The following is a 14,020-nucleotide window of genomic DNA, read 5'->3' on the forward strand; positions in this document are numbered from 1 at the left end:
CGACCATGCAGGCGACGCGCGACTTCTCCCATTATGTGAGGGATGCAGGCCCGGGCCTGCAGCACATCGACCTTGCCATCGAAGGCGTCAGCTGTGCCGGATGCATGTCGAAGATCGAGCGGGGGCTGTCGGCGATCCCCGACGTCACGCTCGCGCGCGTCAATCTGACCGACCGTCGCGTGGCGCTGGAATGGAAGCAGGGCACGCTCGATCCCGCCCGCTTCATCGACCGGCTCGCGGAGCTTGGCTACAAGGCCTATCCGTTCGAAACCGCGGGCGCGGAGGCGGCGGAGGCCGAACAATCGCGCTTTCTGATGCGCTGTCTCGGGGTCGCGGCATTCGCGACCATGAATGTGATGATGCTTTCGATTCCGGTGTGGTCCGGCAATGTCAGCGACATGATTCCGGAACAGCGGGATTTCTTTCACTGGCTGTCGGCGCTGATCGCGCTGCCGGCGGCGGCCTATGCCGGCCAGCCTTTCTTCCGCTCGGCATTCCGCGCACTGCGCACCGGCAACGTCAACATGGACGTTCCGATCAGTATCGGCGTGATTCTTGCGCTTGCGATGTCGGTGGTCGAGACCATCAATCACGCCGAGCATACCTATTTCGATGCCGCGATCATGCTGCTGACGTTTCTCCTGGTGGGACGCTACCTCGACCAGAGCATGCGGCGGCGAACGCGGGCGGTCGCCGGAAATCTCGCGGCGCTCAAGGCGGAGACCGCGACCAAATTCGTCGGCGCCGATGAAATCTCGCAAGTCCCGGTCGCTGCGATCTTTCCGGGCGACATTGTGCTGCTGCGGCCGGGCGAGCGTTGCGCGGTCGATGGCACCGTGATCGAAGGCCGCTCCGAGATCGACCAAAGCCTGATCACCGGCGAAACCCTGTACGTCACCGCGGAGCAGGGCACCTCGGTCTATGCCGGCTCGCTCAACATCTCCGGCACATTGCGCGTGCGGGTTTCCGCGGCATCGGAAGGTACGCTGCTGGCGGAGATCACCCGGCTGCTCGATAATGCGCTGCAGGCGCGCTCCCGCTATGTGCGGCTCGCGGACCGGGCGTCGCGGCTCTATGCGCCGGTGGTGCATGCCACCGCGCTATTGACCGTGCTTGGCTGGGTGCTGCTGGGCGCCAGCTGGCACGACGCCATCGTTACAGGCGTGGCGGTTCTCATCATCACCTGCCCCTGTGCGCTGGGTCTCGCGATCCCGACGGTGCAGACCGTTGCCTCCGGCGCGATGTTCAAGGCTGGCGTCCTGCTCAATTCCGGCGATGCGATCGAGCGGCTGGCCGAGATCGACTGGATCATCTTCGACAAGACCGGAACCCTCACGTTGCCCGATCTCGAAGTGGTGAACGCCGCCGGCATCCCCGACGAGGTGTTCCGTCTCGCGGGCCAGCTCGCGCTGGCAAGCCATCATCCGGTCGCCGCCGCCGTGGCGCAGGCGGCGGGCGCGAAATCGCCTTTTGTCGGCGCCGTCGAGGTGCCCGGGCAGGGCGTGCGCGGCATGCTCGGCCAAACCGAGATGAGGCTGGGAAGGCCGTCGTTCTGCGACGCGGAGCAACTGGCGAACGAGCGCGCGAAGCTCGACCCGGAAGCCTCCATCGTGGCGTTCAGCCTCGGCGAAGCGAAATACGTGTTCGCCGTGCGCCAGGCGCTGCGCCCGGACGCGCGAGCGATGATCTCGGCGCTGCAGAAGCGCAACATCCGGCTTGAAATTCTCTCGGGCGACCGGGAGCCTGCGGTGCAGGCGGCGGCGCGAGCGCTCGGCATCGGCGAATGGCGTGCCGGCGTGACGCCGGCCGACAAGATCACACGGATCGAGGATCTGAAGCGGCAAGGCCACAAGGTGCTGATGGTCGGCGACGGCCTGAACGATGCGCCGTCGCTCGCCGCGGCGCATGTCTCGATGTCGCCGATCAGCGCCGCGCATCTGAGCCAGGCGACCGCCGATCTGGTTTTCCTCGGCAAACCGCTGGCGCCGGTGGTCGCGGCCATCGATTATGCGCGCAAGGCGCTGTTTTTGATGCGGCAGAACCTCTGGCTCGCGATCGGCTACAATCTTCTGGCGGTTCCGATCGCGATCGGCGGCGTGGTGACCCCGCTGATCGCGGCAGCTGCGATGTCCGGCTCATCCATTCTGGTCATGCTGAATGCGCTTCGCGCCCGCCGCGTCGCCAAGGGGAGAGCGTGATGGAAGTGATGGTCATTCTGGTGCCGCTGGCACTCGGACTTGGGCTGGTTGGCCTGCTCGGATTCCTCTGGTCGCTCAAGAGCGGTCAGTATGACGATCTCGAGGGCGCGGCCTGGCGGGCCATCGCCGATGACGAGCCGCCGCAGGAGAAGCCGGCTGAGTGAGGCGCTGCAGAGCCTCCTCAGGAAGACAACGCCTTGCGATAAAGCGCGTTGTAGCAGGCGGCCGAAATGTCCCAGCTGAACGATCGCGACATCGCGCTGCGCCGCATCGAGTTGAGGCGATCCTTCGCCATGTAGGTCGCGAACGCGCGCCGGACGCCGCCGAGGAACGATTCTGTTGAGGGACGGTCGAACAGGAAGCCCGTTTCGCCGTCGGTGATGGTTTCCGCCAGCCCTCCGGTCTGGTGACCGATCGGCAGCGATCCGAACTTCTGCGCATACATCTGGCTCAACCCGCACGGCTCGAAGCGCGACGGCATCAGGGTAAAATCGCTGCCGGCGAAAATCCGCCGCGCCTGTCCGTCATTGAAGCCGATGGCGACGCCGATCGCGTCCGGGCGGCGGCGGTGCGCATCGACCAGCGCCTGCTCGATGTCGGGCTCGCCGCTGCCGGTCACGATGAGCTGTCCCCCGGACTCGATGATCTCGTCGGCGGCGGCCAATACCAGATCAACGCCTTTCTGATGAACGAGGCGGGCCACCAGGCCGAAGATCGGTCCGCGCGACAGCGCCAGGCCGAACTGCTGGCGGACGTAGTCCGAGTTGGCCTGCTTGCCTTCCCAGTCGCCGGGAGCAAACGGCTGCGCCAGTTGCGCGCAGACCCGGGGATCCCAGCTCTCGTCGATGCCGTTCAGTATTCCCGTCAATTGCGCGGCATCGGAGCGGCGGCGCAGCAGGCCTTCGAGACCGCAGCCGAGTTCCGGCGTGGTGATCTCCCTGGCATAGGTCTCGCTGACCGTGGTGAGGTGCGACGCGTAGATCAGGCCGCCTTTGAGGAAGGACAGTTTATCGTAAAACTCGAGGCCTTCGATATGGAAGGAGTCTTCCGGTGCGCCGATCCGGCGCAGCGACTCCTTGGGAAACAGGCCCTGATAGGCGAGGTTGTGGATGGTCAGGATGGTGGGAATCCTGATGTTGTTCCAGGCGAGGTAGGCCGGCACGAGTGCGGCCTGCCAGTCATTGGCGTGAACCAGGTCCGCTGCCCAGTTCTTGTCCAGACTGCCTGCCGCCAGCTCAGCCGCGACCGAGGCAAACCGGCCGAAGCGGATATCGTTGTCCGGCCAGTCGCGGCCGGACGGGTCGCCATAGGGGTTGCCCGGGCGGTCGTAAAGTTGCGGACAGAGCAGAACGTAGACGGGCAGGCCGTCTCTGGTCGCCGCCAGGCCGAGCGTGCAAGCCGGCATTTCCGCTTTCGCCGGACAATGGCCAACGATTTGAATATGCGTGAATTGTTCGACGACGTCACGATAGCCCGGGAGCAGGATCCTGACATCGGCCCAGAGCCGCAGCGCCCGGGGCAAGGCCGCCGAAACCGCCGCGAGACCGCCCACCCGGATAAAGTCGTCCATCTCGGTCGTGACGAACAGAACTCTCAAAAACTGCCCTCGTTGCCCCGGTCTGACCTAAATTTATGCAAGAACGATTCCAGTTTCTCTTCCGGGTTGAAATGGGAATTGGGACGGGCTTCCGCCAGAGCCTTACCGGCTCGTTAGGGAAATGCTTCCCCCGTCGAGCCGCGCAATTTAGGGTCACGCCGCGACTTGAAGCGCGCGGGCCGGAGGGATTCTCGAGCAATGACGATAGCGGCAAATGATGAGGCTAATTTGACAAAGAGCTTCGCGGGTCTTCGCGTGCTGGATTTTTCGACCACGATCGCCGGCCCACATTGCACCCGGATGCTCGCGGACATGGGCGCGGAAGTCATCAAGATCGAACAGGTCGAAGGCGAGACGATGCGGACCCGCCCGCCGGTCCGCAACGGCTGCTCCACTGCCTTCGGCCAGCTCAATGTCGGCAAGAAGAGCCTCGTTCTCGATCTGAAGTCGGCTGACGCGATCGAAATCGTCCGCCGCCTGGTCGCCAGCGCCGATGTGCTGGTCGAGAATTTCCGCCCCGGCGTGATGCGCCGGTTGAAGCTCGACTACGGCTCGCTGCGCGAACTCAATCCGAAACTGATCTATTGTTCGATCTCCGGCTACGGCCAGACCGGGCCGTCGGCGGAACTGCCGGCCTACGCGCCGGTCATCCACGCCTCTTCCGGCTACGAGATGGCACACCTCGCGTATCAGCCCGGGCGGTCCCGCCCGGATTACTGCGGCATCTACCACGCCGATGTTCTGACCGGCGTCTATGCCTTCGGGGCGATTTCGGCGGCGCTGTATCAGCGTCACGGCACTCAAAAAGGCCAGCACATCGACGTCTCGATGCTGGAATCGATGCTCAGCCTGACCTTGAACGAAGTGCAGTGGTCGCAATTCCCGGTGAAGCAGACCCAGCGGCCGCTGTTCGGCCCGGTCGAGACTGCCAATGGATATGTGATGCTGGCGGTCGCCAGCGAGAAGACATTCCAGAGCCTGACCAAGGTGATCGGTCATCCCGAGTGGATATCCGATCCGCGCTTTGCCAGATATTCCGACCGCCGCGACCACTGGGGCGATCTGATGAATGGCGTCGAGGCGTGGTCGCGCGCGCTGACCACGGAAAAATGCCTCACCGAACTGAACGGCCACGGCGTTCCCTGTTCCGCCTATCGCACGGTGGCCGAAGCATTGAACGATCCGCAGATCGCCCATCGCGGCGCATTGTCCGAGGTCCGCGATGGCGGAGGCACGTTCAAGGTGCTGAACCTGCCGTTCCGCATGTCCGGCGCGACAGTGTCCGCGGCAGAGCGGATGTCGACCCTGGGCGAGCACACCGTTGCGCTGTTGAAGGAGGCCGGCCTTTCCCTGGATGAAATCGCCGCCTTCTCCGACAAACCGCTGGCGGCGGAGCTGCGCTAACGCCAAGCGCGCGTCGACGGCAGCACAACAACTGCGGCTTTTCATCCCGAGCATACTCCCCGGCCTTGCCGGGGCCAATGTTTCCAGCCAAGCTTGCGAACGATCCGGAATACCGGACGTAGCGCTCTGGCAGGAGACGACATGATGGCGGCGATCCGCTCGCGCAAATCGGCGCAAATAGTCCTTGGTGCGGCATTTGGCGCAGCCTTGTTTGCGGGCGCTGCCCACGCGCAGAAGCAGGGTGGCAGCATCACGGTCGGCCTCGAGCTCGACATTCCCGGCTTCGATCCGCTGAAGGTCGGCGTCTACGACACTTCGGCCGAAACGGCGGCGGCAGCGATTTTCGATACGCTCACCACGCTCGACGACAAAGGCGAGGCGCAGCCGAAGCTCGCGCTGTCCTGGACGCATTCCGATGATTTCAGGACCTGGACCTTCAAGCTGCGGTCCGGCGTCAAGTTCCATGATGGCACGCCGTTCGATGCCGAAGCGGTGAAAGCCAATTTCGACCGGCAGAAGGATCCGGCCAATAAATGCCGCTGCGCGTTTTACATTTCTTTCATCCACGATGTGCAGGCGTCCGACGAAATGACTGTGGTTTATAATCTGATCGATCCATCGGTGAACCTGCCGGCGATCATGACGATCCAGAGTTCGAACTTCGTCATCCAGTCGCCGACGGCGTGGAAGACCAAGGGCGATGATTACAACCGCAATCCCGTCGGCACCGGACCTTATATCCTGAAATCGTGGACCGCGGGCGACCGCATGGTTCTCGAAAGGAATCCGGACTACTGGAACAAGGGGCATCCCCATCTCGATCGCATCGTCCTGAAGCCGCTGCCGGACGCGCAGTCGCGCTTCGCCAGCCTGCAATCGGGCGAGGCGGATATCATCTGGGATGACGAGGTCGACGCGGACAATATCCAGAAGGCGCAAAAAGACCCGAAGATGACGGTCCACACCTATGCGGGCTCCGGCGCTTCGGTCTATGCCTTCAACACCAAGGTGGTGCCGTTCGACGATGTGCGCGTGCGCCAGGCCCTGGTGATGGCGATCGACCGCAACAAGATGTCGCAGGCCCTTACCAACGGGCTGAGCCGGCCGGCCTCCAATCCCTACGGCGAGGGCTCTTGGGTCAAGTGCAAGGACGACGGGGCGCTGCCCAGCGACGTCGAGAAGGCCAAGGCGCTGATCAAGGATTACGGCAAGCCGGTTGACTTCAAGATGATCGTCTCCGCGACCCCGCGCGGACGTAACACCGGTCAGATCCTGCAACAGTTCTGGAAGCGGATCGGCGCCAACATGGAGATCGAACAGGTCGACCAGGCCACCATCGTGCCGCGCGCCTTCATGCGGCAGTTCCAACTGACGCCGTGGCGGATCATCGATCTCGCTGATCCCGACCCGCAGATGTATGCGAATTTCCACACCGGCAGCCCGGTCGCGCTCGCCAACTATTCCAATCCGGAGCTCGATCACCTGCTCGAACATGCGCGCGTTACGGCCGACGTCGCCAGGCGCACCGACGACTATTGCGCGATCAGCCGGCTGATCAATCAGGAGGCGATCTGGTTCTGGACCTTCCAGAATACCTATTACGCAATTTCGAGCGCCAAACTGAAGGGTTTGCCGAAGATCTATGGCGGCGTGATCGACGTGTCCAACGTCTGGATGGAATAACGGCCGATGCTGGGTTTTGTGGCTCGAAGGCTGCTGTACCTGGTACCGGTACTGGTCGCCGTATCGCTGCTGACCTTCCTGATCGCGTCGCTTTTGCCGGGCGACCTCGCTTACGTCATCCTCGGCGATCAGGCGACGCCGGAAAAGGTCGCGGCGCTGCGCCACGACTTGGGGCTCGACCAGCCGGTCTGGTGGCGTTACCTCAGCTGGCTCGGTCACGTCCTGGAAGGCGATTTCGGCCGGTCGTTCCGCACCGGCCAGACCGTGCTGCAGGCGGTGGCCGAGCGGCTGCCGGTGTCGCTCGAGCTGATGTTCTTTGCCGAGATCGCAGGCCTTGCCATCGGTGTTCCCGTCGCCATCGCCTGCGCGGTGCGCAGCGGCAGTGCGTTCGACCGCTTCATGACCGGCAGCGCCTTCGGCATGCTGTCGGTACCGACGTTCCTGTCCGCAATCCTTTTGATCTATCTGTTCGCGGTCGAACTGCGCTGGCTGCCGGCGACCGGCTACGTGCCGTTCGCCGAAGACCCGGTCGCGAATTTGCGCTTCATGGTGCTGCCGGCGCTGACGCTGGCGCTGGCTGAATGGCCGGGCATCATGCGGGTGCTGCGGTCCGACATGATCGCGACCTTGCAGGAAGACTATATCGCCTTGGCCAAGGCCAAGGGATTGAAGGCGTCGCGGATTCTTTTTGTGCATGCCCTGAAACCCTCCTCGCTGACCCTGATCACCGTCACCGGCATCAACATCGGGCGTCTGATCGGCGGCGCGCTGATCGTCGAGACCATCTTCGCGCTGCCGGGCATCGGCCGGCTTCTGGTCGGTGCGATCTATACCCGCGACCTCATCATCCTGCAGGGCGTGGTGCTGTTCGTCGCCGGCGGCTTCGTCGTGATGAATTTCGTCGTCGATATGCTCTACGCCGTGCTCGATCCCAGGATTCGCCATGGCCACGCTTGAGCTCGGCATCGACGAGCAGGTCGCCGCTGGTCCGGCCGGGCGGACGCGCCGGCTGGGGCCGCTGTTCTGGGCCGCGGTCGGCTGGACCGTTTTTATCCTTGCCGCCGCCGCGCTCGCTTCGCTGTTGCCGTTGCCGAGTCCGACCGACATGGACATGCTGGAGCGACGGGCGCCGATGTCGCTGCAGCATTGGCTCGGCACCGACGGCCTCGGGCGGGACGAACTGGCCCGGCTGATCCATGGCGCGCGGATATCGCTGACGGTCGGCCTTTGCGCGCCGGTAATCGGGGTTGCGATCGGCGGCGCGCTTGGCATGCTGGCCGGCTATTTCCGCGGCCGTTTCGAAACGCTGGTGGTCGGCAGCATGGATGTGCTGCTGGCCTTTCCGCCGCTGATCCTCGCGTTGGCGGTGACCGCCTATCTTGGTCAGTCCCTGCTCAATCTCACCTGCATTCTCGGCGTGCTCGGCATTCCCGCCTTCATGCGCGTGGCGCGTGCCGCAACCCTCACGCTGTCGCGGCGCGAATTCGTGATCGCGGCCCAGGCGCTGGGTGCCACTCATGTTCGCATCCTCCTGCGCGAATTGTTGCCCAATGTGTTCCTGCCGCTGCTCGCCTTTTTCCTGCTCGGCGTCGCCGTCACCATCGTCGTCGAAGGCGCGCTGTCGTTCCTCGGTCTGGGGGTGCCGCCACCGATATCGAGTTGGGGCAGCATGATCGGGGAGGGCCGCGAGAGCCTGGAAATCGCGCCGCGACTCGCCTTCATTCCCGCGATCGCGATGTTCCTGACCGTGCTTTCATTCAACCTGATCGGCGACACCTTGCGGGCGCTCACCGATCCCAGGCAGGGCGCGCTGTGACGGAACCGGCGTTGCTTTCCGTCGAGGACGTCTCGGTCGACCTGCCGACCCCGCGCGGCAATTTGCGCGCCGTGGATCATGTCGACCTGACGGTCGGCGCCGGCCGCACACTTGGGATCGTCGGGGAATCCGGATGCGGCAAGACCATGCTGTCGCGCGCAATCCTTCATCTGTTGCCGAAAAAGGCAAAACTGTCGGGACGGGTGATGTTCGACGGGCAGGACCTCGTGCGCCTCGATCCCGAACGCCTGCGCAAATTGCGCGGCCGGTCGCTCGCCGTCGTGTTCCAGGACCCGATGACCTCGCTCAATCCGGTGCTGACCATCGGCACCCAGTTGATCGAAACGCTGCAGGAGCATCTCGAGCTCGACGGCGCGGCGGCGAAAAGGCGCAGCGCCGAGTTGCTGGCGGCGGTGGGCATTCCCGCCCCCGAGCAGCGGCTGACGCAGTACCCGCATCAACTCTCCGGCGGCATGCGGCAGCGGGTTGCGATCGCCATTGCTCTGTCGTGCGAACCAAAGCTCCTGATCGCCGACGAGCCGACCACCGCGCTCGACGTCACTATTCAGGCCCAGATCCTCGATCTCCTGGCGCGCGAGCAGCGCCGCCGCCATATGGCGATGATCATCATCACCCATGATCTCGGCGTGGTCGCCGGCCGGACCGACGAAGTCGCCGTGATGTATGCCGGCCGCGTCGTGGAACGGGCGCCGACGCCCTTGCTGTTCAAGAATATGCATATGCCGTACACGCAGGCGCTGCTGGCGGCGATCCCCAGGATCGATGCCGCCCCGCATACGCCGCTGCCGGCAATTTCCGGGCGTCCGCCCGATCCGACCCGGCCGCTGCAGGGCTGCTCGTTTGCGCCGCGCTGCCGTTATGCCACCGGGCTGTGTCATCGCGAGAAGCCCGCGCTCACCCCAGCGGAATCCCCGGAGCACCGATTTGCCTGCTTCCATCCGATTCTGGCGCCAGCCGGGGTAGGCGCATGACGCAGGATATCCGGCCATCGCCTCCGCCCGATCCGCTGCTGAAGGTGCAAAACCTCGTGGTCGAATATGCCGTCGGCGGCAAGACCATCCACGCGGTGTCCGATGTCAGCCTGGAAGTGGCGCGCGGCGAGACGCTGGGGCTGGTCGGCGAGTCCGGGTGCGGCAAGTCCACGCTCGGCCGCGCAGTGCTGCAGTTGCGCCGGGCTCAATCGGGGCGGGTGCTGTTCGACGGCGAGGATCTCACGGCCATGCACGGCGATGCCTTGCGCAAGATGCGCCAGCGCGTGCAGCTGATCTTCCAGGATCCGATCGCCTCGCTGAATCCGAGGCGGCGGATCGGCGATATCGTCGCCGAGCCGCTGGTGATATCGGGCGTCAGGGATCCCAAAAAACGCGAGGAGCTCGTCCGCGAGGTGCTCGGCGCGGTCGGTCTCGACCCCTCGCTGGTGATGGGGCGCCTGCCGCACGAGTTTTCCGGCGGCCAATGCCAGCGCATCTGCATCGCGCGTGCGCTGGTGCTCAATCCGGAATTTGTCATCTGCGACGAGCCGGTGTCGGCGCTCGACGTTTCGATCCGGGCGCAAATCCTCAATCTGCTGGAGGACATGAAGGCGCGCTTCGGGCTGACGCTGCTGTTCATCGCCCACGACCTTGCGGTGGTGAAGGCGGTCAGCGACCGGGTGGCCGTGATGTATCTTGGCCGGCTGTGCGAGGTCGGGCCGTCCGAGCAGGTGTTCGCCCACCCCGCACATCCCTATACCGCGCTCTTGATCGAGGCTATCCCGGTACCCGATCCGGACGTGCGGCCGGCCGAAAGCGTGGCGGTCGGCGAACCGCCGTCGCCGATGTCGCCGCCGTCGGGTTGCCGTTTCCGCACCCGCTGCCCGCGCGCCGACCAGCGCTGCAACGACGAGGTGCCGGAACTCCGCGAGCTGGCGCCTCGGCAGTTCGCCGCCTGCCATCATCCATTGATCGCAGCCGGCTAAACGTCTAGCAAGCGTATGGGAATGCGTGGCAATCTCTGCGCAAGAGCAACAATAATCGGGAGCGAAGCGATGAAGAGTTTCCAGGTCACCGAGTTCAACGCCCCCCTGAAAGAAGTGGATCAGCCGACCCCGCAGCCGACGGGGACCCAGGTGCTGATCAAGGTCAAGGCGGCCGGCGTCTGTCACAGCGACCTGCATATCTGGGAGGGCGGCTACGATCTCGGCCATGGACGCAAGCCGCTGTCCTTGAAGGATCGCGGCGTGTCGCTGCCGCGAACCATGGGCCATGAGTCGGTCGGCGAAATCGTCGCGTTCGGACCGGACGTCAAAGCCGCCGACAAGGGCGACCTCAAGATCGGCGACGTCGCGCTGGTCTACCCCTGGCTCGGCTGCGGCAAATGCGACGTGTGCCTGGCCGGCGAAGAGAATATGTGCCTGAAACCCGCATCGCTCGGCGTCTATTGCGACGGCGGCTATGCCGACCACATGACGGTGCCGAACCCCAAATACCTGCTGAATTTGAAGGGGCTCGATCCCGTGACCGCGGCGCCTTACGCCTGCTCCGGGGTCACCACCTACAGCGCCCTGAAGAAGGTCGAGGCGGATTTCAAGACGCCGATCGTCATCATCGGCGCCGGCGGCCTCGGCCTGATGGCGCTGTCGCTCCTGAAGGCGATGGGCGGCAAGGGCGCCATCGTGGTCGATATCGACGCGCGCAAGCGCGAAGCCGCCGAAAAGGCCGGCGCGCTCGCGACCGTCGATGGCTCCGCGCCCGACGCGCTGGAGCAGCTTGCCCAGAAAGCCGGCGGTCCGATCCGCGCGGTGATCGATCTCGTCGGCAACGCCAAGACTACCCAGCTCGGCTTCGACTGCCTCTCCAAGGGCGGCAAGCTCGTCATCGTCGGCCTGTTCGGCGGCGGCGCGACCTGGGCGCTGCCGCTGATCCCGATCAAGGCCATCACCATCCAGGGCAGCTATGTCGGCAATCTCCGGGAGACGCAGGAGCTGCTCGATCTGGTGCGTTCCAAAAAGATCGCGCCAATCCCGGTGACGCCGATGCCGCTGGCCAAGGCCAACGAGGCGCTGGTCGACCTGCAGAAGGGCAGGCTGGTCGGCCGCGCGGTGCTCATGCCGTAGTCGTTCGTCATTCCGGGATGGTGCGTTAGCACCAGACCCGGAATCTCGAGATTCTTCGATGTGCAATTGCACATCGTAGTTCGATGCTTCGCATCGCCCCGGAATGACGAATGTGGATTGCTTCGCTTCGCTCGCAATGACAACTTTCATCTTCATCTCCCCGGTTCTGTTGAGGAATTTCCATGTCCGCTAACAACGCCCTTCACATCGCCGTGCTCGCCGGCGACGGCATCGGGCCTGAAGTGATGGCTCCGGCGCTCGAAGTTCTGCGCAAGGTCGAGGCGACCACCGACCTGAAGTTTCGCTTCACCGACGCGCCGGCCGGCGCCAACGAATATCTCGCGACCGGCAAATCGATGCCGGACTCCACCGTGCGGCTGTGTGACGAGGCGGACGCGATCCTGCTCGGCGCCTGCGGGCTTCCTTCTGTGCGCTACCCCGACAACACCGAGATCATGCCGCAGGTCGAGCTGCGATTTCACTTCGACCTCTATGCCGGCGTGCGCCCGGCGCGGCTCATTCCCGGCGTCCCCAGCCCGATCGTCGGCGCCGACCAGCGCGGCATCGATCTCGTGGTGATCCGGGAGTCCACCGAGGGCCTGTTCGCCTCGATGGGCAAGGGCGTCGTCACCGACACCGAGGCGCGCGAGACGCTGGTCATCACGCGAAAGACCTCGGAGCGGTTGTTCGAGTTCTCGTTCCGGCTGGCGGAACGCCGCAAGGCGCGCGGCCGACCCGGCCAGCTCACCTGCGTCGACAAGGCCAATGTGTTCAAGGCCTTTGCCTTCTTTCGTGAGATGTTCGACGAAGCGGCCAAACGTCATCCGGATGTCAGGACCGACCGGCTTTATGTCGATGCCTGCTCGGCGCTCTTGGTAAAACGGCCCTGGGATTTCGACGTCATGGTGATGGAGAATATGTTCGGCGACATCCTCTCCGACATGACCGCCGGCCTGATCGGCGGCATGGGCATGGCGCCGTCCGCCGATATCGGCGACACCCACGCGGTGTTCCAGCCTTGCCACGGCACCGCGCCTGATATCATGGGACAGGGCAAGGCCAATCCCACCGGCATGATCCTCTCCGCCGCGATGATGCTGGACTGGCTGGCCGACAAGCACGGGCTGGAGTCCGCTGCCGAAGCGGCTCAAAGCATCGAGCGCGCGGTCGACAAGGCCTATGCAGATGGTATCAAGCCGATGGAATTCGGCGGCGGCAACGGGACGGCGGATATCGCCAAGGCCGTCCTGGCGGCGCTGTGAGGGCGGGCATGTGAAACGGCGTCAAGTTCTTGGTGCGCTCGGTGCAACCGCGATCGCTTGGCCGCTCGGCGTGCGGGCTCAGCAGCCGGAGCGGATGCGCCACATCGGTGTGCTTGTCGGATTGGCACAGGGCACGAACGATCCCGCTGCCGAGGTTTTCCTCCGGGCCTTTCGCGATGCGATGCAGCAGTCGGGATGGATTGAGGACAAGAACATCCGCATCGACTACCGGTTTGGCGGGACGCTCGCCAATCTCGCAAAGACCGATGCGTCCGCCGCCGAGCTTGTCGCGCTTTCTCCCGAACTGATCTATGCCCAGGGATTGCCGTCGACGCTGGCGTTGCATCGAAAAACCAGCACGATTCCCATCGTCTTCACCCAGGTGGCCGATCCGGTCGGCTTCGGCCTGGCCGATAGCGTGGGACATCCCGGCGGCAATGTCACCGGCTTCGTGGTCTGGGACCTTTCTATCGGCGGCAAGTGGATGCAGCTGCTTCGCGAACTCATCCCCGACCTCACCCATGTCGGCATCCTCTACAACCCGGACACCACGGCCTATGCGCCGCCGCTGGTCGCCGCGGCCAGGGCCGCCGCCGGAAGCGTAGAGGTCATCGAGTGTCATGCCCACAGTGACAGCGAGATCGAAACCGCGCTTTCCTCGCTCAGCCGTCAGCCGCATGGCGCTCTGATAGTGATCCCGGAGCCGTTCACGAACGCGCACCGCGACCAGATCATTGCACAATGCGCGCAATCCGGCCTGCCGGCCCTCAATTCCGTGCTCAGTGCCGTGGATCATGGTGCGCTGATTTCGTATACGGTCGTTCTGGACGAACTGGTACGCAGTCCCGTCGGCTACATCGATCGAATTCTGAAAGGGGGATCGCCGAGCGATCTGCCCATTCAGGCGCCGAACAAATATGAACTGGCGATCAACCTGAAGACGGC

Annotated in this window: 12 protein-coding genes; 11 read left to right on the top strand and 1 reads right to left on the bottom strand. The window is 64.4% G+C overall.

Going from position 1 to position 14,020, the window contains the following annotated elements:
• Positions 1-5: 5 nt before the first annotated feature.
• Both QZ213_RS01315 and ccoS read left to right on the top strand, forming a co-directional pair.
• Positions 6-2,198, top strand: a complete 2,193-nt coding sequence (locus QZ213_RS01315) for a cation-translocating P-type ATPase (protein ID WP_291684234.1) — start codon at positions 6-8, stop codon at positions 2,196-2,198.
• Positions 2,198-2,362, top strand: coding sequence for a cbb3-type cytochrome oxidase assembly protein CcoS (gene ccoS, locus QZ213_RS01320; RefSeq protein WP_291684235.1), 165 nt, complete (start codon positions 2,198-2,200; stop codon positions 2,360-2,362). The genes QZ213_RS01315 and ccoS overlap by 1 nt, the downstream gene beginning before the upstream one ends.
• 17 nt (positions 2,363-2,379) lie before the next feature.
• Here ccoS and glgA read toward each other — a convergent pair whose 3' ends face one another.
• Complete coding sequence (glgA, locus tag QZ213_RS01325) at positions 2,380-3,795, bottom strand: glycogen synthase GlgA (RefSeq protein ID WP_291684236.1); 1,416 nt, start codon at positions 3,793-3,795, stop codon at positions 2,380-2,382.
• Positions 3,796-3,993: 198 nt separating this feature from the next.
• On the opposite strand from glgA, the gene QZ213_RS01330 reads away from it, so the two are divergent.
• The 9 genes from QZ213_RS01330 to QZ213_RS01370 form a co-directional block, all read left to right on the top strand.
• Positions 3,994-5,199: a CoA transferase gene (locus QZ213_RS01330; RefSeq protein ID WP_291684237.1), complete on the top strand. Its 1,206-nt coding sequence runs from the start codon at positions 3,994-3,996 to the stop codon at positions 5,197-5,199.
• Between the two features lie 141 nt (positions 5,200-5,340).
• The gene (locus tag QZ213_RS01335; protein ID WP_291684238.1) at positions 5,341-6,882 is read left to right on the top strand and encodes an ABC transporter substrate-binding protein; all 1,542 of its coding nucleotides are present in this window, start codon (positions 5,341-5,343) and stop codon (positions 6,880-6,882) included.
• A 6-nt stretch (positions 6,883-6,888) separates the two neighbouring features.
• Positions 6,889-7,839 carry an ABC transporter permease gene (locus QZ213_RS01340; protein WP_291684239.1) on the top strand — a complete coding sequence of 317 codons (951 nt, stop codon included), beginning with the start codon at positions 6,889-6,891 and terminating at the stop codon, positions 7,837-7,839.
• Positions 7,826-8,698 (top strand): ABC transporter permease, encoded by an 873-nt coding sequence (locus QZ213_RS01345; protein ID WP_291684240.1) that lies wholly within the window; start codon positions 7,826-7,828, stop codon positions 8,696-8,698. Before QZ213_RS01340 ends, QZ213_RS01345 begins: the two co-directional genes overlap by 14 nt.
• Before the next feature lie 11 nt (positions 8,699-8,709).
• The gene (locus tag QZ213_RS01350; RefSeq protein WP_291684241.1) at positions 8,710-9,690 is read left to right on the top strand and encodes an ABC transporter ATP-binding protein; all 981 of its coding nucleotides are present in this window, start codon (positions 8,710-8,712) and stop codon (positions 9,688-9,690) included.
• A complete protein-coding gene (locus QZ213_RS01355; protein WP_291684242.1) occupies positions 9,687-10,676 on the top strand; it encodes an oligopeptide/dipeptide ABC transporter ATP-binding protein in 990 nt (329 codons plus the stop codon). Before QZ213_RS01350 ends, QZ213_RS01355 begins: the two co-directional genes overlap by 4 nt.
• Before the next feature lie 69 nt (positions 10,677-10,745).
• On the top strand, positions 10,746-11,813 hold the full coding sequence (locus QZ213_RS01360) for an alcohol dehydrogenase (RefSeq protein ID WP_291684243.1): 1,068 nt from the start codon (positions 10,746-10,748) through the stop codon (positions 11,811-11,813).
• 182 nt (positions 11,814-11,995) lie between these two features.
• Positions 11,996-13,075 carry an isocitrate/isopropylmalate dehydrogenase family protein gene (locus QZ213_RS01365; protein WP_291684244.1) on the top strand — a complete coding sequence of 360 codons (1,080 nt, stop codon included), beginning with the start codon at positions 11,996-11,998 and terminating at the stop codon, positions 13,073-13,075.
• 10 nt (positions 13,076-13,085) lie between these two features.
• Positions 13,086-14,020, top strand: a 935-nt coding sequence (locus QZ213_RS01370; protein WP_291684245.1) for an ABC transporter substrate-binding protein, incomplete at its 3' end; no start/stop codon positions are given.

The sequence above is a fragment of the Bradyrhizobium sp. genome (genome assembly GCF_017881085.1).
In the GTDB taxonomy this organism is placed as follows: Bacteria; Pseudomonadota; Alphaproteobacteria; order Rhizobiales; family Xanthobacteraceae; genus Bradyrhizobium.

What these genes read in the sequence shown, in the direction of transcription:
- QZ213_RS01315 (WP_291684234.1), top strand. Translation starts at nt 6, where the DNA reads ATGCAGGCGACGCGCGACTTCTCCCATTATGTGAGGGATGCAGGCCCG.
- ccoS (WP_291684235.1), top strand. Translation starts at nt 2,198, where the DNA reads ATGGAAGTGATGGTCATTCTGGTGCCGCTGGCACTCGGACTTGGGCTG.
- QZ213_RS01330 (WP_291684237.1), top strand. Translation starts at nt 3,994, where the DNA reads ATGACGATAGCGGCAAATGATGAGGCTAATTTGACAAAGAGCTTCGCG.
- QZ213_RS01335 (WP_291684238.1), top strand. Translation starts at nt 5,341, where the DNA reads ATGATGGCGGCGATCCGCTCGCGCAAATCGGCGCAAATAGTCCTTGGT.
- QZ213_RS01340 (WP_291684239.1), top strand. Translation starts at nt 6,889, where the DNA reads ATGCTGGGTTTTGTGGCTCGAAGGCTGCTGTACCTGGTACCGGTACTG.
- QZ213_RS01345 (WP_291684240.1), top strand. Translation starts at nt 7,826, where the DNA reads ATGGCCACGCTTGAGCTCGGCATCGACGAGCAGGTCGCCGCTGGTCCG.
- QZ213_RS01355 (WP_291684242.1), top strand. Translation starts at nt 9,687, where the DNA reads ATGACGCAGGATATCCGGCCATCGCCTCCGCCCGATCCGCTGCTGAAG.
- QZ213_RS01360 (WP_291684243.1), top strand. Translation starts at nt 10,746, where the DNA reads ATGAAGAGTTTCCAGGTCACCGAGTTCAACGCCCCCCTGAAAGAAGTG.
- QZ213_RS01365 (WP_291684244.1), top strand. Translation starts at nt 11,996, where the DNA reads ATGTCCGCTAACAACGCCCTTCACATCGCCGTGCTCGCCGGCGACGGC.